The organism is Streptomyces sp. NPDC041191 (genome assembly GCF_055591945.1).
In genome coordinates, this window is the sequence record NZ_JBVIZC010000001.1 from 197,131 (window position 1) to 214,046 (window position 16,916).

Below are 16,916 nucleotides of genomic sequence, written 5' to 3' on the forward strand. Positions count from 1 at the left end.
GGGTTCAGGTGTGATGTCCGAGGGGCGTCGGCTTCCGGCTCTGGGCCGGGATGTCCGGCGTCCTTCGTTCGTGGAGGCCGAAGGTGGTGAAGGCGGTGCGGTGGGGCAGGGGGTAGGGGTTCTTGCCGGTGAGGGCGTTGAGGATGGTGGCGCTGCGCCAGGCGGCCAGGCCGAGGTCGGGGGCGCCGACGCCGTGGGTGTGGCGTTCGGCGTTCTGGACGTGGACGGAGCCGGTGACGGAGGGGTCGAGGGCGAGTCGGTAGTGCTGGTCGATGCGGGGGCGGCCTGCGGAGTCGCGTCGCAGGAGGGGGGCGAGGCCGGTGAGCAGGTGGTCGGCGGGGCGTTCGCGGTAGCCGGTGGCGAGGACGACGGCGTCGGTGGTGAGCCGGGTGCGGGTGGCTTGCCGGAGGTGTTCGAGGTGGAGTTCGACGCGGGTGGCGGCGACGCGGCCGGCGGTGCGGACGCGGACGCCGGGGGTGAGGACGGCGTCGGGCCAGCCGCCGTGGAGGGTGCGGCGGTAGAGCTCGTCGTGGATGGCGGTGATGGTGTCGGTGTCGATGCCTTTGTGGAGTTGCCACTGGCGGGGCAGGAGGTCGTCGCGTGCGGCTTCGGGGAGGTGGTGGAAGTAGTGGGTGTAGTCGGGGGTGAAGTGTTCGAGGCCGAGTTTGGAGTACTCCATGGGGGCGAACGCCTCGGTGCGGGTGAGCCAGTGGATTCCTTCGGCGCCGGCGGGGCGGGCGCGGAGGAGGTCGAGGAAGACTTCGGCGCCGGACTGTCCTGAGCCGATGACGGTGATGTGGCCGGCGGCGAGGAGGGTCTCGCGGTGGGTGAGGTAGTCGGCGGAGTGGATGACGGGGACGCCGGGGGCCTGGGCGAGGGGGCGGAGGGGTTCGGGGACGTACGGTTCGGTGCCGATGCCGAGGACGACGTTGCGGGTGCGGGTGCGGCCGAGGGCTTCGGCTTCGCCGTCGGGGCCGAGTTGGGTGTAGTCGACTTCGAAGAGGTGGCGTTCGGGGTTCCAGCGGATCGTGTCGACCTGGTGGCCGAAGTGGAGGCCGGGGATGTGTTCGCTGGCCCAGCGGCAGTAGGCGTCGTATTCGGCGCGTTGGATGTGGAACTTCTCGGCGAAGTAGAAGGGGAAGAGGCGTTCGCGGGTTTTGAGGTAGTTGAGGAAGGTCCAGGGGCTGGTGGGGTCGGCGAGGGTGACGAGGTCGGCGAGGAAGGGGACTTGGAGGGTGGCTCCGTCGAGGAGGAGTCCGGGGTGCCAATGGAAGGCGGGGCGTTGTTCGTAGAAGGCGGTGGCGAGGCCGCCGGGGACGCCGTGGGCGAGGGCGGCGAGGGAGAGGTTGAAGGGGCCGATGCCGATGCCGACGAGGTCGTGGGGGTGTTCGGGGTCGTGGGGCCGGGGGGTGGGCTGCCGGTCGTGGGGCCGGTCGGTGGGGTGGTGGGGGGTGGTGCCGGTCATCGGGGGGTGTCGCCTTCCACGAGGGTGATGAGCTGGTCCAGGTCGTCGGGGGTGGTGTGGGGGTTGAGGAGGGTGGCTTTGAGCCAGAGGCGGCCGTCGGCCCCGGCCCGGCCGAGGACCGCGCGGCCTTCGGTGAGGAGAGTGCGGCGGATCGTGGCGACGGTGGTGTCGTCGGCTCCGTGGGGGCGGAGGAGGACGGTGGTGAGGGTGGGGCGGGCGTGCAGGTCGAGGCCGGGGGCCTTTTCCACCCGGTCGGCGAGGTCCTGGGCGAGGTCCATGCAGGTGTCGACGAGGGCGGCGAGTCCGGTGCGGCCGAGGGCGCGGAGGGTGACGGCGGTCTTGAGGACGTCGGGGCGGCGGGTGGTGCGGGGGGAGCGGCCGAGGAGGTCGGGGAGGCCGGCGTCGGTGTCGTCGTCGGCGTTGAGGTAGTCGGCGGTGTGGGCGAGGGGGGTGAGGTCGGTGGTGTCGCGGACGGCGAGGAGTCCGGCGGCGGCGGGTTGCCAGCCGAGTTTGTGCAGGTCGAGGGTGACGGTGCGGGCCCGGTCGAGGCCGTCGAGGAGTCGGCGGTGGGTGGGGCTGAAGAGGACGGGGCCGCCGTAGGCGGCGTCGACGTGGAGGTCGGCTCCGTGGGCCGCGCAGATGTCGGCGAGTCGGGGCAGGGGGTCGATGAGGCCCTGGTCGGTGGTGCCGGCGGTGGCGGCGACGAGGTGGGGGCCGGGGGTGGTGGTCAGGGCCGTGTGCAGGGCGGCGGGGTCGAGGGTGCCGCGGGGGGTGGGGACGGTGACGGGGGCGGGGAGGCCGAGGAGCCAGGCGGCGCGGTGGAAGGAGTGGTGGGCGTTGGCGCCGACGACGGTGCGGAGGGGGCCTCCGGCGGTGTGTCGTTCCCTGGCGAGGAGGAGGGCGAGTTGGTTGGACTCGGTGCCGCCGGTGGTGACGAGGGCGTCGGGGTGGTCGGCGGTGGGGTGGATCTCGGCGGCGAGGGCGGCGGTGACGAGGGCTTCGAGGGCGGAGGCGGCGGGTGCCTGGTCCCAGGAGTCCATGGAGGGGTTGAGCGCGGAGGCGGCCAGGTCGGCGGCGGCGGCGAGGGCGAGCGGCGGGGTGTGGAGGTGGGCGGCGCAGAGGGGGTGTGCGGGGTCGGCGGCGCCTGCGGCGAGGGTGTGGACGAGGGTGCGCAGGGCTTCGTGGGGGCCGGTGCCGGTCTCCGGGAGGACGGTTCCGAGTTGCGCGGTGCGGCGGGTGACGGTCTCGGGTCCTCCGGCGGGCAGGGGCCCGTTCCGTTCTTCCGCTCCGGTGCGCAGGGCGTCGAGGACGGCGGCCAGGAGGGGCCGCAGGGCGTCGGCGCCGGGGGCGCCTCCGGCGAGGGGTGGGGGTGCGGCACGCATGGACGACAGCGTGGCGGGGGGTGGGGCGGTGTGTCCGGTGAGCGGGGGTGGTGTGACCCGAACGGGGGACGTGGGGTGGTGGCCGAGGGGGAGGTGTGTCCCCCTCGGCCGCCGTTCCGGGTTCAGGCGTTGCGGACGCGCAGGGCGCGGCGGAGGTCGTCGAGCTGGTCGACGAGCTTGCGGTGGAGGGCCGGGATCATGGGGGTGCCGGCCAGGTGGCGTTCGCCGAGGGCCAGGGAGTCGGCGTCGATCGCGTACGCGGGGAAGGCGTGGCGGCCGGCGGCTTCGGCCATGGCGGGGCCCCGGCGGTCGCCTAGGGCGACGGCGGCTTCGTAGAAGCGGGGGACGTACGCGCTGACGAGGTCGGCGTGTTCGGGCTGCCAGAAGCCCTGGGCGGTGGCGGTGAAGAGGTAGTTGGAGAGGTCGTCGGAGTCGAAGAGGGCGGCCCAGGCGGTCGCCTTCGTCCCGGGGTCGGGCAGGGCGGCGCGGCAGCGGGCGGCGCCTTCCTGGCCGGTGGCGCTGGGGTCGTGTTCCAGTTCGGCGGCGATCGTGGCCTCGTCGGTGGCGCCGAGGACGGCGAGCCGGGCGAGGATGCGCCAGCGCAGTTCGGGGTCGAGTTCGGGGCCGCCGTGGACGGTGCCCTCGTCGAGCCAGGCGGCGATCTTGTCGGGGGTGGTGGCGCTGTCGATGAAGGCGCGGACGGCGGTGAGGCGCAGTCCGGGGGCTTCGCCGTCCTCGGTGCGGCGGAGGAGGGCGCGGGCGATCTCGCAGAGGGTGGCGAGGGCGGCGGGGCGTGCGTCGGCGGGGACGTAGCGGTCGGCGATCTGGGTGCGGGCGAAGGCGAGGACGCCTTGGACGACGGCGAGTTCGGTCTCTTCGGTGAGGTGGGCGAGGGCGACTTCGAGGTAGTCGGCGGGGGCGAGGTCGCCGTCGCGGACCATGTCGCGCAGGGCGTTCCAGACGACGGCGCGGGTGAGGGGGTCGGGGATGCGGGAGAGGCCGCGCAGGGCGGATTCGGCGGAGGTGTCGTCGAAGCGGAGTTTGGTGTAGGTGAGGTCGCCGTCGTTGAGGACGACGAGGGCGGGGCGGGGGCCGGTGAGTGCGGTAGGGGTGTCCTGGGGGACGTCGAGTGCGCGGTGTTCGCGCGGGACGAGGTCGCCGGAGGGGTCGCGGTCGTAGAGGCCGGCGGAGATGCGGTGGGGGCGGCTGCCGTCGCGGTCGACGGTGAGGTTCCAGTGGAGTCCTTCGCCGTCGAGGCGGGGGGTGAGGGTGTCGACGCCGGTGGTGCGGAGCCATTGTGCGGCCCAGGCGTGGACGTCGCGGTCGGTGGCGGCGGCGAGGTTGTCGAGGAAGTCGGCGAGGGTGGCGTTGCCGAACTTGTGGCGCTTGAAGTGGATGTTGATGCCGGCGAGGAAGTCGTCCTCGCCGAGCCAGGTGACGAGCTGGCGGAGGGCGGAGGCGCCCTTGGCGTAGGAGATGCCGTCGAAGTTGAGGAGGGCGGAGGCGGTGTCGGGGACGGCTTCGGGGTCGGGGGCGACGGGGTGGGTGGAGGGCCGCTGGTCGGCTTCGTATCCCCATGCCTTGCGGGTGACGCCGAAGTCGATCCAGGTGTCGGGGAAGAGGTCGGAGCAGGCTTCGTTGACGGTCTGGTAGCCCATGTACTCGGCGAAGGACTCGTTCAGCCAGATGTCGTCCCACCAGCGCAGGGTGACGAGGTCGCCGAACCACATGTGGGCCATCTCGTGGGCGATGACCATGGCGCGGGTCTGGCGTTCGGTGACGGTGACGGCGGAGCGGAAGACGAATTCGTCGCGGAAGGTGACGAGGCCGGGGTTCTCCATGGCGCCGGCGTTGAACTCGGGGACGAATGCCTGGTCGTAGGAGTCGAAGGGGTAGGGCTCGTCGAACTTCTCGTGGTAGCGGTCGTAGCAGGCCCGGGTGACGGCGAGGATCTCGTCGGCGTCGGCGTCGAGGTGGGGGGCGAGGGAGCGGCGGCAGTGGAGGGCGAAGGGGAGTCCGGCGTGTTCGGTGCGGACGGAGTGCCAGGGGCCGGCGGCGACGCAGACGAAGTAGGTGGAGAGCAGGGGGGTGGGGGCGGCTTTCCAGGTGCCGTCGGGCTGTTGTGCGGTGATGCCGTTGGAGAGGACGGTCCAGTGGTCGGGGGCGGTGACGGTGATCTCGAAGACGGCTTTGAGGTCGGGCTGGTCGAAGGCGGCGAAGACGCGCTGGACGTCTTCCATGAAGAGCTGGGTGTAGACGTAGGACTCGCCGTCGGTGGGGTCGGTGAAGCGGTGCATGCCCTCGCCCGTGCGGGAGTAGCGCATGGTGGCGGTGAGGCGCAGTTCGTGTTCGCCCTCGGTGAGGTCCAGGGGGAGCCGGTTGTCGTCGAGGGCGGTGGGGTCGAGGGGTTCTCCGTCGAGGGTGGCGGAGTGCAGGGTGACGGGCTTGAGCTCGACGAAGGTGTTCCCGGCGGCGCGGGCGGTGAACCGGACGGTGCTGGTGGACTCGAAGGTCTCGGCGCCGGTGGTGAGGTCGAGGTCCACGCGGTAGTGGTGGACGTCGAGGAGCTGGGCACGGGTCTGCGCTTCGTCGCGCGTCAGTACGGACATGGGCCCTATGCTGCCCGATGCCCGGAGCGCCGGGCAGGGGTGAGGGGGAGAACCTTGCCGGGGCTCAGAGGGGTCCGGAGCCGTTCAGGCGGGTGAAGGCGGCGGTGATGCGGGGGCGGTCGTAGCCGGCCGGGCCCGTGGCTCCGGCGGAGATCAGGGCGTGGAGCAGGATGCGTGCCTTGGCGGGGTCGAGGGGGCCGGCCGGGATCAGTCCGCGGCGCAGCAGGTCGTGTTCGGAGCCGGGGCCGCGGTAGGTGTGGGTGAGGGTCGTTCCGCTTCCGGTGCGGGAGGCGAGGACGACCGGGACGCGGGCGGCGATCCGGGCGAGGGGTTCGGCGAGGGGGGCGGGGACGTGTCCGGCGCCGAGGGCGGCAACGACGAGGCCCTGGAAGCGGTGGTCGACGGCTTCGAGGAGTTCGCCGCGGTCGCCCAGGGAGAGGGTCACCAGGGCCACCCGTACGTCGGGGTCGAGCGCCAGGGGGTGGGGGGTGCTGGGGGCGGCGGGGCGGAGCAGGATGCGGGGTTCGCCCTCGACGACGGTGCCGAGCGGGCCGGCGCCGGGTGAGGCGAAGGTGGTGAGCGAGGTGGTGTGGGTCTTGCGGGCGTGGCGGGCGGCGTGGATCTCGTCGGCGAGGACGACGAGGACGCCGAGGTCCCGGCAGGCGGGGTCGGTGGCGACGGCGAGCGCGGCGGCGAGGTTGGCGGGGCCGTCGGCTCCGGGCAGGTCGGGTCGGCGCATGGCGCCGGTGACGACGACGGGTCGTTCGGTGGTGCAGAGCAGGTCGAGGAGGAAGGCGGTCTCCTCCAGGGTGTCGGTGCCCTGGACGACGACGGCGCCGGAGCCGGCGGCGACGGTGGCGCGGACCTCGGCGGCGAGGTCCGCGAGGTCGGCGTGGGTGAGGGAGGAGCTGGGGACGCGGCGGAAGTCGCGGAGGACGGTGTCCTGGGGGGCGCCGAGGGCGTCCAGGACTTCCCGGCCGGTCATGCGGGCGGCGTCCGCGCCGCGTGCGGAGATGGTGCCGCCGAGGGTGAAGACGGTGACGGGGGGCATCAGGGGGCTTCGTCCGGGGTCGGGGCGGGGTGGGGGGTGCGGGCGGGGCCGGGCGCGGTTCCGCCGGGCCGGGTTCCGCTGTGTGCGGTTCCGCCGTGCGCGGGGCGAGGGGTGTCGGCGTGGCCGTGCGTGGTCCTGCCGTGCGCTGGAGCGGGGTCCGGGGTGCGGGGCGTCACCGGGGTGCGGGGCGTCACCGGGTTCCGTCCGCGATCGTCTCGTGGTGGCGGATGACCTCGGCGATGATGAAGTTCAGGAGCTTCTCCGCGAAGGCGGGGTCCAGTTTCGCGTTCTCGGCGAGTTGGCGCAGCCGGGCGATCTGGCGGGCCTCGCGGGCGGGGTCGGCGGGCGGCAGGTGGTGTTCGGCCTTGAGGACGCCGACCTGCTGGGTGCACTTGAAGCGTTCGGCGAGCATGTGGACGACCGCCGCGTCGATGTTGTCGATGCTCTCGCGCAGCCGGGTCAGTTCGGCCCGTACGGCCTCGTCGGGCCGGGCGGCGGGCGCGGGCGTGGTCCCGGCGGGGCGCGCGGTCTCGTCGGCGGGCGCGGTCTCGTCGGTGGCCGGGGCCGGGGTGGAGTCGCTCATGACCTGCGAGCTTAGACGGATCGCGGGAGGATCGTCGGCGGGTGTTCGGCATCCGGAACACTGGTGCTCCAGCCGCCGGGCACGGAGCGTCCCTGCTGTTCGCGGAAGCGGATCGGGGCGGTGCCGACCCGGCGGGTGAAGAGCCGGGAGAAGTAGGCGGCGTCGTCGTAGCCGACGCGCCGGGCGACGGCGGCGACGGGCAGTTCGGTGGCGGCGAGGAGTTCCTTGGCGCGGCCGAGACGGACGGTGAGCAGGTAGTCCTTGGGGCTGCAGCCGGCGGCGCGGCGGACGGCGGTGCGCAGTTCGGCGGGGGTCATGCCGTGCCGGGCGGCGTGTTCGGCGACGGAGAGGGGCTGGAAGGCGTCGCGGGCGAGGGCGGTGAGGACGGGGTCGCCGTCGGCGTTGGTGTCGGCGCGGGCACGGCGCAGGGCGACGAGGAGTTCGTGGACGGCGGCGCCGGCCTCCACTTCCAGGAGGGGGTTGCCGGGGCGGGCGGCGCGGGCGATGCGGCCGATGGCGGCGCGGGCGGGGGCGGCGTCGGAGAGGGGGACGACGGGCCGGTCGGGTTCGATGTAGCCGAGTTCGGTGTACGTGGTGGTGGCGGGGCCGGAGAAGTCGACGAACGCCTCGTCCCAGCCGGTGCCGGGGTCGGCACCGTAGTGGTGGGGGGTGTGGGGGGTGAGCCAGATCAGGGCGGGGGCGGTGACGGTGGTGCGCCGCCCGTCGGGGCCCCGGTACCAGCCGCCGCCCGCGGAGACGACGACGGCGACGTGGTGGTCGAGGGTGCGGGGTCCGACGGTGGGCAGGGTGCCGTGCTGGAGGCCGACGCCGAGGCAGACGAGGCCGAGGCGGTGGTGGACGGGGCTGGGCGTGAAGTAGCGCATCCAGGTGTGGTACATGCCGGGTGGTTCCTTCCGTGGCCCGTCGGTCCGGTTGCGTCGCGCCGGTGGGCCGTCTTCCTCGGCCCGTGCGGTTGCGGTCCGCCGTCCGGGCCTAACGTCCAAACCGCGACGATCTTTGTCCATGGACCGACGCGCCGCCAGGGAGTGAGGGTAAGGCCATGAGCACGTTCGCTGTGGGTGACGAGGACTTTCTGCTCGACGGGCGGCCGGTGCGGCTGCTCTCGGGGGCGCTGCACTACTTCCGGGTGCACGAGGCCCAGTGGGAGCACCGGCTCGGGATGCTGCGCGCGATGGGGCTCAACTGCGTGGAGACGTACGTCCCGTGGAACCTGTACGCGCCGGAGCCCGGCCGGTACGGGGACGTGGAGGAGCTGGGCCGGTTCCTGGACGCGGTGGGGCGGGCCGGGATGTGGGCGATCGTGCGCCCCGGTCCGTACATCTGCGCCGAGTGGGAGAACGGCGGTCTGCCGCACTGGCTGACGGGTCCGCTCGGGCGGCGGGTGCGGACCCGGGACCCGGAGTTCCTGGCGCCGGTGGAGTCCTGGTTCCGGCGGCTGCTGCCGCAGGTGGTGGAGCGGCAGGTCGACCGGGGCGGGCCGGTGGTCCTGGTGCAGGTGGAGAACGAGTACGGGAGCTACGGCAGCGACCGGGACTACCTGGAGTGGCTGGCGGAGCTGCTGCGGGAGTGCGGGGTGAGCGTGCCGCTGTTCACCTCGGACGGCCCGGAGGACCACATGCTGACGGGCGGTTCGGTGCCGGGGGTGCTCGCGACGGTGAACTTCGGTTCGGGCGCGCGCGAGGGTTTCGGGGTGCTGCGGCGGCACCGGCCGCGCGGGCCGCTGATGTGCATGGAGTTCTGGTGCGGCTGGTTCGACCACTGGGGTACGAAGCACGCGGTGCGGGACGCGGGGGACGCGGCGGCGGCGCTGCGGGAGATCCTGGAGTGCGGCGGTTCGGTCAACGTGTACATGGCGCACGGGGGGACGAACTTCGCGGGCTGGGCGGGGGCGAACCGGGACGGTTTCCTGCACGACGGGCCGTTGCGGCCGACCGTGACGTCGTACGACTACGACGCGCCGGTGGACGAGGCGGGGCGGCCCACGGAGAAGTACTGGCGTTTCCGGGAGGTGTTCGCGGAGTACGCGGAGGGGCCGCTGCCGGAGGTGCCGGAGCCGCCGGCCCGGCTGGCGGGGCCGGTGCGGGGCCGTTTCGACGGGTGGGCCCCGCTGGACGGGGTCCTGGAGGCGCTGGGGGACGCGGAGACGGTGGCGCCCGTGCCGCCGACCTTCGAGGAGCTGGGTGTGGACCGGGGGCTGGTGCGCTACCGGGTGGCGGTGCCGGGGCCCCGGGAGCCGTATCCGCTGGGGGTGACGGGGCTGCGGGACCGGGCGGTGGTGTACGTCGACGGGGTCCCGGCGGGGGTCCTGGACACGGGTGACGGGGAGGACGTGGCGCTGGCGGAGCCGGTGGCGGGTCCGGCGGTGGTGGATCTGTGGGTGGAGTCGCTGGGCCGGGTGAACTACGGGCCCCGGCTCGGGGAGCCGAAGGGGATCACCGGCGGGGTGCGGCACGAGCGGCAGTACCTGCACGGGGTACGGGCGCGGGGGCTGCGTCTGGACGCCTTCGGGGCGGGGGTGGACGGGGTGCCGTTCGAGCCGGGCGCGGACCACGGCGGCCCGGGGCTGCACCGGGGGACGCTGGAGGTGGCGGGCGCGGGGGACGCGGTGCTGCGGCTGCCGGGGTCGGGCCGGGGCTTCGCGTGGGTGAACGGTTTCTGCCTGGGCCGTTACTGGTCGGCCGGTCCGCAGGAGGCGCTCTTCGTGCCGGGTCCGGTGCTGCGGGAGGGCGCGAACGAGGTGTGGGTCCTGGCCCTCGAGGGCGGGGTGGGGGCGGGGGTGTGGCTGGAGCCGGCGTGACCGGGACGGTCGCGGTGTACGGCGGTGGCGGCGTGCGGCGTGCGGCGTGCGGCGGTCGCGGGTGGCGGGCCGGTCGCGGGTGGCGGGCCGGTCGCGGTGTCCCCGCTCGTACGCCCCCGCCCGCTCCCGCCGGGCCGGGGCCCGGAGCGGTGTGCGCCGGGCCGGCCCACACCGGTCCGGCGCACGGGAGGGGTGTTCCGGAGCCGGGGTGTTCCGGAGTACCCGTTCGCGGGGGGCCGCTACAGCGTGGCGGCGGCGGACTTGATCGCGGCGGCGAAGGTCGAGACCTCGGTGTAGACGCCGGGGTAGCCGGCCCGGGCACAGCCCTCGCCCCAGCTCACGATGCCGACCTGGATCCAGGCTCCGGCGTTGTCCCGGCGGAACATGGGGCCGCCGGAGTCGCCCTGGCAGGTGTCGGTGCCGCCCTGGGTGTAACCGGCGCAGATCTCCTCGGCGGGGACGAGGTCGCTGCCGTAGGAGGCCTGGCAGGAGGCGTCGGAGACGAACGGGACGGTCGCCTTGAGGAGGTAGCGCTGCTGCGCTCCGCCCTCGCGGGCGGCGCCCCAGCCGGCGATGGTGAAGGTGCCGTTGTTGTAGGCGGTGGTCTCGGCGAGCTGCAGGTTGGGCAGCGAGGTGATGGGGCTGGCGAGCTTGATCAGGGCCCAGTCCTTGCCCTTGCCGTTGTAGCCGGGGGCCTGGAGGACCTTGGTGGACCTGACCTTGATGGCGCTGCCGCTCTGGAGGTCCACGACTCCGGCGGTGGCGGTGATGCCGGTGTTGTTGCCGGAGCCGCTCACGCAGTGGGCGGCGGTGAGGACGATCTGGGGGCTGATCAGCGAGCCGCCGCAGCCCATGGAGAGCCTGACCATCCAGGGGAACTCGCCCTGGGCGGCGCGGGTGCCGCCGACGACGGGGGTGGGGGCGGCGGAGGCGGTGGTGGTGGGCTGGAGGCTGACGGCGGCGAGGACGACGGCGCCGGCCGCGGCCAGCTTCTGGAGCGTGCGGACCATTCTGTTCTGCTTCACGTGTCTGCCTTCTCTCGTGGGGGGTCGACCCTGACGGCTCATGACATGCGCCCGTCAAGGCGTGGTCCGCATTATGAACAGCGGTCAACTGACGTCACAAGGAAGCCTTTTCGGCCAGTTCCGATGAAGGGACCGTACAGTGGACAGGAGGGGGGAACCGGCATGCCGCACCGTCACGAGGCCGACCGTGTCGTCCACGGCTTCCCGCACCGGGCCGTGATCGGGGCCTCGCTCACCGCGCTCTACCGCCGCCTCTCCCCCGCCGGCGTGCACCGCTACCCGGTGAGCGTCCCGGCCTCCGACGTGACCCTGGGCGCCGACGAGGACCTGCACCCGGGCACCCGGCGGGTGGCCCGCGCCCTCGTCCGGCACCTGCGGCTGCCCGAGGCCCGCATCGTGACGTCCTTCCGGCCGATGGAGTACGCCGGCACCGTCGAGCTGACCTCCGGGCCCGAGTACTCCGTGGAGATACACGACCGCTTCCGGACCCGGCGCGGGGACGTCGGCGCGGTCCTCGCCCACGAGATCACCCACGTGCTGCTGCACCGGCTCGGCCTCCTCTTCCCCTCCACCGCCGAGAACGAGATCCTCACCGACGTGGCCGCCGCCTACCTGGGCGCGGGGTGGCTGCTGCTCGACGCGTACCGCGAGGACGGCGTCGAGTTCCAGAAGCTCGGCTACCTGACCCCGGAGGAGTTCGGCTACGTCCTGGCCAAACGGGCCGAGGTGTTCGGCGAGGACCCCTCGCCGTGGTTCACCGGCGCGGTGGCGTACGAGGCGTGGCTGCGGGGACGGGCCGAGGCCGCCCGGGAGCGGACGGCGCCGCCGCTCGCCGGGGCGGGCTGGGCCGAGCGCCGCCGGTACGGCCGGGAGCGGCGCCGGGGCAGGGCCGGCGAGGGCGCCCCGTACGCCTTCGGGGGCGGGGCCCCGGCGACCGGCGTCTCCTTCCGCTGCCCCGTCTGCCGGCAGCGCCTGCGGGTCCCGGCCGGGCGCGCGGTGCGGGCCCGGTGCGGGGTGTGCGGCACGGTCCTGGAGTGCGCGGCCTGACCCCTCCGCCGCCCGCGCGCCGCCGAGCGATTTGCGCCATGTGCCGACGGGGAGTCAGGGTCGGCGCATGAGTACGTTGTTCGACGCGATCCGGGCCGGGGACGAGGACGGGGCCGTACGGGCCCTGCGGGACGGGGCCGACCCCGAGGAACGGGAGGACGGGGAGACCGCCCTGTACCGGGCGGCCGTCGGCGGCGAGGCCGGGATCGTGCGGGTGCTGCTCGCCGCCGGGGCGGACCCCGGCCGGGGCAGCGGCGAGGAGGACGGCGACCTGCCGCTGTGCGGGGCGGCCTGCGGCGGACACGCCGACACGGCGCGGGCACTGCTCGCGGCGGGCGCGGAGGCGGACCAGGAGGAGGCGTACGGCTTCACGGCCCTGGCCTGGGCCCTGCGGCTCGGATACGCCGACGTCGCACGGCTCCTCCTGGAGCACGGCGCCGACCCCGGCCGGCGCGGCCCCGACGGGCTCGACCCGCTCCTCGCCGCCGCCCGGCGCGGCTCCACCGGCTGCGTGCGGGCGCTCCTCGACCACGGCGCCGGGGGCAGGGAGGCCGCGCTGCGGGAGGCGCGGCGGTGGATCGGCGCCGACATCGCGGCCGAGCTGCGGCGCGGGCTCGTCGCGGGGAACGAGGGCGGGCAGACGTACGAGGCGGTCGTCCGCCGGGTCCGGGAGGACGGCGGGATCACGGTCGTGGTGGAGCTGCTGCGGGAGGACGGCGCGCCGGGGCGCGGCGACGACCGCCAGACGGGGCACGCGGCGATCGCCACGCTCCTGGAGTCCTCGCTCGGCCTGCGCGTCTCCGCCGAGGAGCTGGCGGGCCGGGCGCTGCGGCGGGGCGACACCGACATCGACGACTGGACGACGGCGGTGGCCGAGCTGGTGCGCCGGGCCGACGAGGAGACCTTCGTGGCGGCGGCCGGCTGGTGCGCCTACCGCGACCCGCTGCGGCGGGCGCTCGGCGCGCGGGTGCTGGGCGCCCTGCCGGGGTTCGCGCAGAGCGCCCTGCCGGTCCTGCGGCGCCTGGCGGCGGAGTCCGCCGGCCCGGCGCGGGAGCCCGCCCTCTCGGTCGTGACGGCGCTCGGGGAGTGCGCGGACCCGGCGGGCGTGCCCGAGCTGCTCGCGGCCGCCGGGCATCCCGACCCGGTGGTGCGGCGGGCCGTCGCGAGCGCCCTCGCCGGGATCGTGCCGGCCGGGCACGTCGAGGCCCTGGGGGTGCTGCTCGCGCTGAGCCGGGACGGTGACGCCCGGGTGCGGGACTGGGCGACGCTCGCGCTCGCCGAACTGCCCGACGACACCCCGCTCGTACGGGAGGGGCTCGCGGAGCGGCTCGCCGATCCCGACCCGGAGACGGCGGCGGAGGCGGCGCGCGGGCTCGCGATCCGGCAGGACCCGCGCGCCGTCGACGCGCTCGCGTCGATCCTCGCCGACGGCGAGGCGGACGGCGCGGCGCGCGAGACGGCGCTCGCCGCCCTCGAACACGTCCGGGACCCCCGGGTCAGGACCCGTCTGGAGTGGACGACCCCGCGCCGCGGCTGACGGACGGGGTCACGCGGCGGAGGCGAGGGGCGCGCACGGAGGACGGGCGGCCCGCGCGAGAGGCCCGCGCGTCCGAGGACGGGCGGGCCGCGCGAGGGACCCGTACGCGAGGAGCGGGCCGTGCCGAGGGGCCCCGTACGACGGAGCGCGGGCGGCGCCGTGTCACGGCGCCGCCCGCGTGCGGGACCGGGTCCGGGCCCCTGCCCCCGTACTCCCGCGTTCCCGGGTTCCCGGGTTCCCGGGTTCCCGGGTTCCCGGGTTCCCGGGGTTACGTGTCGGTCGGCCTCGGCCGGGAGCCGCGCGGACGGCCCGTCCCGGCCGTCGGACGCCCGCCGCGACCGGCGCCGGAGGCCGACGCGCGGCCGGAACCGGTGCCCCGGCCCGCGCCGGTGCCGCGCCCCGCGCCGCCCGCCGAGGCGGAACCGCGCGCCGAGCCCGTGGAGGTGCCGCCGGTGCCGGTGCCGCCGGAGGCCGGGCGACGGCGGCGACCGCCGCCGGTGCCGCCGGTGCCGCCGCCGCTCCGGGACCCGGCCGGCTTGCGCGCCGGGGTCGGCTGCGGGACCTCGATGACGATCGGGACGCCCGAGGGCTCCCGGGCGCCGGTCAGCTCGGCCAGCTCCTCGTCGCTGGACTTGATCTGCGCCGTGCGGGGGCTGATGCCCGCGTTGGACATCAGCCGGCCCATGTCGCGCTTCTGCTCGGGCAGGACCAGGGTGAAGACGCTTCCGGACTCGCCGGCGCGGGCGGTGCGGCCGCCGCGGTGCAGGTAGTCCTTGTGGTCCATCGGGGGGTCGACGTTCACGACCATGTCGAGGTCGTCCACGTGGATGCCGCGCGCGGCCACGTTCGTCGCGACGAGCGTGGTGACCTGGCCGCTCTTGAACTGGTCCAGGGTCCGGTTGCGCTGCGGCTGCGAACGCCCGCCGTGCAGCCCGGAGGCCCGCACGCCGTTGGCGAGGAGCCGCTTGACCAGCCGGTCCACGGACCGCTTGGTGTCCAGGAAGAGGATCGTCCGGCCGTCGCGGGCCGCGATCCGCAGCGTGACGGCCTTCTTGTCGGTCTCGTCCATCACGTACAGGACGTGGTGCTCCATGGTGGTCACCGCGCCGGCCGAGGGGTCGACGGAGTGCACGACCGGGTCGTCCAGGAACATCTTGACCAGCTTGTCGATGTTCCGGTCGAGGGTGGCGGAGAACAGCAGGCGCTGCCCGCCGGGCTCGACCTGCTTCAGGAGCTTGGTGACCTGCGGCAGGAAGCCCATGTCGGCCATCTGGTCGGCCTCGTCCAGGACGGTGACGGCGACCTGGTCGAGGCGGCAGTCGCCCCGGTCGATGAGGTCGGCGAGCCGGCCCGGGGTGGCGATCAGCACCTCGGCGCCGCGCCGCAGCGCGGAGGACTGCCGGGAGATCGACATGCCGCCGACGACCGTGGTGATCCGCAGCCGCAGGGCCCCGGCGTACGGGGTGAGGGCGTCGGTCACCTGCTGGGCGAGTTCGCGCGTGGGCACGAGGACCAGGGCGAGGGGCGCGGTCGGCTCGGCGCGGCGGCCCGCGGTGCGGGCGAGCAGGGCGAGGCCGAAGGCGAGGGTCTTGCCGGAGCCGGTACGTCCCCGGCCGAGCACGTCGCGGCCGGCCAGCGAGTTCGGCAGGGTCGCGGCCTGGATCGGGAACGGCTCCGTGACGCCCTGTTCGCCGAGGACCCGCAGCAGGGCCTCGGGCATGTCGAGGTCGGCGAAGGAGGCCACGGCGGGCAGCGCGGGCGTCACGGTCGCCGGCGGCGTGAACTCGCTGGGCGGCGGGGGCGTGGCGGGGCGGCGGCCGCCGCGGGCGGCCTTCGGCTGTGCCGCGGACTTCGCCCGGTCGGGACGGGGGCCGCGCTTGTGGGGGCGCTCGGAGCGGGTCATTCGTGCCTTTCTGGCCGGTGCGCCGCCGTGCCCTTCTGGCCGGTGCGCGGCGCAGCGGGGGCCCGCACCTGCGCGATGCGGGCCCCCGCTGCTCTTGTCCGGAGCACGCGGTGCGGGCTCCGGCTGTCCATCACCGGGGCACGCGGTGCGGCCCCGGTCCTGCGGCGGAGCACGCGGTGCGGGCTCCGGTCGTCTCTACCGGAACAATAGTGCGCCCCGGAACCTTCCCGCCCCGCCGCCCGGCGTCCGTACGGCGCCCGGACGGACAGCGCCGGGCGGGGACGCCGGACGGGGCCGGGCGGACCGGCCCGGACGTGGGCGACCTCACAGCCGCCGGGGCCCGGGTCCGGCCGCTCATCCCTCCTCGCGGGGCGGGGCGTCGTCGTTGCCGCGCCGGACCGTCCACGCGGAGCGCCCCGGCGTCCAGCAGCGGAGGACGATCTCCTCGCCCTCCACCCGGGTCCGCACGACCTCGGCCGGCTCCACCCGGAAGAGGTGGAGCGGCAGGGGTGCCCCCGCCGCCGCCGCGTACCGCTCCAGCGCTCCGGGGTCGGTGATCTCGACCGCCCGTCCGGAGATCCGAACGTCCCCGCCGGCCATGTCGGTGCCGGGTCCGGGGTTGGCGAGGAGGGCGAACCGGGGGTCGCGGCGCAGGTCGAGCGCCTTGCGGGAGTCCGGCATCATGCCGAGCCACAGGTCGCCGTCGCGGAAGTCCGCCTCGATGCCGCTGAGGCGGGGCGAGCCGTCCTTCCGCACGGTGGCGAGGACGTGGTGGGTGTACAGGCCGAAGCGTTCGCGCACGGTCGCGGCGAGTGCGGGTGCGGCGGCCTCGAAGGCCGGCCAGGTGGTCGTGGTGTCTCCCATGGTTCCAGGGAACACCGGATACCCGACACCTTCTGTCCGGTTTGCCGGGCCGCCGCGCCGCGACGGGTCAGGAGGCGGCGGTGCGCTCCGCCCGGCTGCGCTCGACGCAGAACTCGTTGCCCTCGGGGTCCCCCAGGGTGGCCCAGCCGGTGCCGTCGGGGTTCCGGCGGTCGTCGAGGAGGGTGGCGCCGAGGCCGAGGAGCCGTTCGACCTCCTCGTCGCGGGTGCGGTCCTGCGGCTGGACGTCGAGGTGGACGCGGTTCTTCACCTCCTTCGGCTCGGGGACCCGGATGAAGAGGAGTCCGGCGCCGGGCGATTCGACGAGGACCTCGTCGTCACCGGGCGCGTCCTCGTCGGAGACCTTGGTGCCGAGGACCTCCGCCCAGAAGGAGGCGAGGGCGTAGGGATCGGCGCAGTCGACGGTCACGTGGCGTACGAGAGATGTCATGGCGTCATGATTCACGCCGGGGGCCGGAAGGACCACCGGTTTCCGGGGCCCCGGCGCCCCGCTCCCGGCCAGGGTCGACCGTCCCCGCGTGGACGCGCAGCGGCGCCCGCCCGGTTCGTCCGGTCGGGGACGGGTCGGGGGGCGCCGTGCTCGGTTCCGTACGTCGTTGTACGGGACGTTCGGG

General features: G+C 75.0%; 13 protein-coding genes. 3 read left to right on the forward strand and 10 right to left on the reverse strand.

Annotation, left to right across the window (positions count from 1 at the left end; translation table 11 throughout):
* Positions 1 to 4: 4 nt before the first annotated feature.
* The 6 genes from ACZ6AQ_RS00880 to ACZ6AQ_RS00905 form a co-directional block, all read right to left on the reverse strand.
* A complete protein-coding gene (locus ACZ6AQ_RS00880; RefSeq protein ID WP_468756484.1) occupies positions 5 to 1,465 on the reverse strand; it encodes a lysine N(6)-hydroxylase/L-ornithine N(5)-oxygenase family protein in 1,461 nt (486 codons plus the stop codon).
* Complete coding sequence (locus ACZ6AQ_RS00885) at positions 1,462 to 2,847, reverse strand: pyridoxal phosphate-dependent decarboxylase family protein (RefSeq protein ID WP_468756486.1); 1,386 nt, start codon at positions 2,845 to 2,847, stop codon at positions 1,462 to 1,464. The genes ACZ6AQ_RS00880 and ACZ6AQ_RS00885 overlap by 4 nt, the downstream gene beginning before the upstream one ends.
* 122 nt (positions 2,848 to 2,969) lie before the next feature.
* Positions 2,970 to 5,456, reverse strand: coding sequence for an aminopeptidase N (pepN, locus tag ACZ6AQ_RS00890; RefSeq protein WP_468756488.1), 2,487 nt, complete (start codon positions 5,454 to 5,456; stop codon positions 2,970 to 2,972).
* Positions 5,457 to 5,520: 64 nt separating this feature from the next.
* Positions 5,521 to 6,507: an asparaginase gene (locus ACZ6AQ_RS00895; RefSeq protein WP_468756490.1), complete on the reverse strand. Its 987-nt coding sequence runs from the start codon at positions 6,505 to 6,507 to the stop codon at positions 5,521 to 5,523.
* A 190-nt stretch (positions 6,508 to 6,697) separates the two neighbouring features.
* Positions 6,698 to 7,090 (reverse strand): chorismate mutase, encoded by a 393-nt coding sequence (locus ACZ6AQ_RS00900; protein WP_388691598.1) that lies wholly within the window; start codon positions 7,088 to 7,090, stop codon positions 6,698 to 6,700.
* 11 nt (positions 7,091 to 7,101) lie between these two features.
* The gene (locus ACZ6AQ_RS00905; RefSeq protein WP_388691595.1) at positions 7,102 to 7,989 is read right to left on the reverse strand and encodes a helix-turn-helix domain-containing protein; all 888 of its coding nucleotides are present in this window, start codon (positions 7,987 to 7,989) and stop codon (positions 7,102 to 7,104) included.
* A gap of 161 nt (positions 7,990 to 8,150) precedes the next feature.
* On the opposite strand from ACZ6AQ_RS00905, the gene ACZ6AQ_RS00910 reads away from it, so the two are divergent.
* A complete protein-coding gene (locus tag ACZ6AQ_RS00910; RefSeq protein ID WP_468756491.1) occupies positions 8,151 to 9,908 on the forward strand; it encodes a glycoside hydrolase family 35 protein in 1,758 nt (585 codons plus the stop codon).
* Positions 9,909 to 10,147: 239 nt separating this feature from the next.
* Here the strand turns inward: ACZ6AQ_RS00910 and ACZ6AQ_RS00915 are convergent, their stop codons facing one another.
* Entirely contained in the window at positions 10,148 to 10,918 is a 771-nt protein-coding gene (locus ACZ6AQ_RS00915; RefSeq protein WP_468757053.1) for a S1 family peptidase, read from the reverse strand.
* A gap of 177 nt (positions 10,919 to 11,095) precedes the next feature.
* Between ACZ6AQ_RS00915 and ACZ6AQ_RS00920 the strand changes: the two genes are divergently transcribed.
* Both ACZ6AQ_RS00920 and ACZ6AQ_RS00925 read left to right on the forward strand, forming a co-directional pair.
* The gene (locus ACZ6AQ_RS00920) at positions 11,096 to 11,980 is read left to right on the forward strand and encodes a hypothetical protein (protein ID WP_468756492.1); all 885 of its coding nucleotides are present in this window, start codon (positions 11,096 to 11,098) and stop codon (positions 11,978 to 11,980) included.
* A 67-nt stretch (positions 11,981 to 12,047) separates the two neighbouring features.
* On the forward strand, positions 12,048 to 13,517 hold the full coding sequence (locus tag ACZ6AQ_RS00925; protein ID WP_468756494.1) for an ankyrin repeat domain-containing protein: 1,470 nt from the start codon (positions 12,048 to 12,050) through the stop codon (positions 13,515 to 13,517).
* 268 nt (positions 13,518 to 13,785) lie between these two features.
* Here ACZ6AQ_RS00925 and ACZ6AQ_RS00930 read toward each other — a convergent pair whose 3' ends face one another.
* The 3 genes from ACZ6AQ_RS00930 to ACZ6AQ_RS00940 all read right to left on the reverse strand — a co-directional run bounded on the left by ACZ6AQ_RS00930 (position 13,786) and on the right by ACZ6AQ_RS00940 (position 16,732).
* Positions 13,786 to 15,420, reverse strand: coding sequence for a DEAD/DEAH box helicase (locus tag ACZ6AQ_RS00930; RefSeq protein ID WP_468756496.1), 1,635 nt, complete (start codon positions 15,418 to 15,420; stop codon positions 13,786 to 13,788).
* Between the two features lie 354 nt (positions 15,421 to 15,774).
* Positions 15,775 to 16,284, reverse strand: coding sequence for a pyridoxamine 5'-phosphate oxidase family protein (locus ACZ6AQ_RS00935; protein ID WP_468756498.1), 510 nt, complete (start codon positions 16,282 to 16,284; stop codon positions 15,775 to 15,777).
* Positions 16,285 to 16,351: 67 nt separating this feature from the next.
* Positions 16,352 to 16,732 (reverse strand): VOC family protein, encoded by a 381-nt coding sequence (locus ACZ6AQ_RS00940; RefSeq protein WP_468756499.1) that lies wholly within the window; start codon positions 16,730 to 16,732, stop codon positions 16,352 to 16,354.
* Between the last annotated feature and the right edge of the window lie 184 nt (positions 16,733 to 16,916).

Excerpts from the sequence above, each read along its gene's own strand:
- ACZ6AQ_RS00920 (WP_468756492.1), top strand. The coding sequence starts at position 11,096 with ATGCCGCACCGTCACGAGGCCGACCGTGTCGTCCACGGCTTCCCGCAC.
- ACZ6AQ_RS00940 (WP_468756499.1), bottom strand. The coding sequence starts at position 16,732 with ATGACATCTCTCGTACGCCACGTGACCGTCGACTGCGCCGATCCCTAC.
- ACZ6AQ_RS00925 (WP_468756494.1), top strand. The coding sequence starts at position 12,048 with ATGAGTACGTTGTTCGACGCGATCCGGGCCGGGGACGAGGACGGGGCC.
- ACZ6AQ_RS00880 (WP_468756484.1), bottom strand. The coding sequence starts at position 1,465 with ATGACCGGCACCACCCCCCACCACCCCACCGACCGGCCCCACGACCGG.
- ACZ6AQ_RS00935 (WP_468756498.1), bottom strand. The coding sequence starts at position 16,284 with ATGGGAGACACCACGACCACCTGGCCGGCCTTCGAGGCCGCCGCACCC.
- ACZ6AQ_RS00895 (WP_468756490.1), bottom strand. The coding sequence starts at position 6,507 with ATGCCCCCCGTCACCGTCTTCACCCTCGGCGGCACCATCTCCGCACGC.
- ACZ6AQ_RS00910 (WP_468756491.1), top strand. The coding sequence starts at position 8,151 with ATGAGCACGTTCGCTGTGGGTGACGAGGACTTTCTGCTCGACGGGCGG.
- ACZ6AQ_RS00900 (WP_388691598.1), bottom strand. The coding sequence starts at position 7,090 with ATGAGCGACTCCACCCCGGCCCCGGCCACCGACGAGACCGCGCCCGCC.
- ACZ6AQ_RS00885 (WP_468756486.1), bottom strand. The coding sequence starts at position 2,847 with ATGCGTGCCGCACCCCCACCCCTCGCCGGAGGCGCCCCCGGCGCCGAC.
- ACZ6AQ_RS00915 (WP_468757053.1), bottom strand. The coding sequence starts at position 10,918 with ATGGTCCGCACGCTCCAGAAGCTGGCCGCGGCCGGCGCCGTCGTCCTC.
- pepN (WP_468756488.1), bottom strand. The coding sequence starts at position 5,456 with ATGTCCGTACTGACGCGCGACGAAGCGCAGACCCGTGCCCAGCTCCTC.
- ACZ6AQ_RS00905 (WP_388691595.1), bottom strand. The coding sequence starts at position 7,989 with ATGTACCACACCTGGATGCGCTACTTCACGCCCAGCCCCGTCCACCAC.
- ACZ6AQ_RS00930 (WP_468756496.1), bottom strand. The coding sequence starts at position 15,420 with ATGACCCGCTCCGAGCGCCCCCACAAGCGCGGCCCCCGTCCCGACCGG.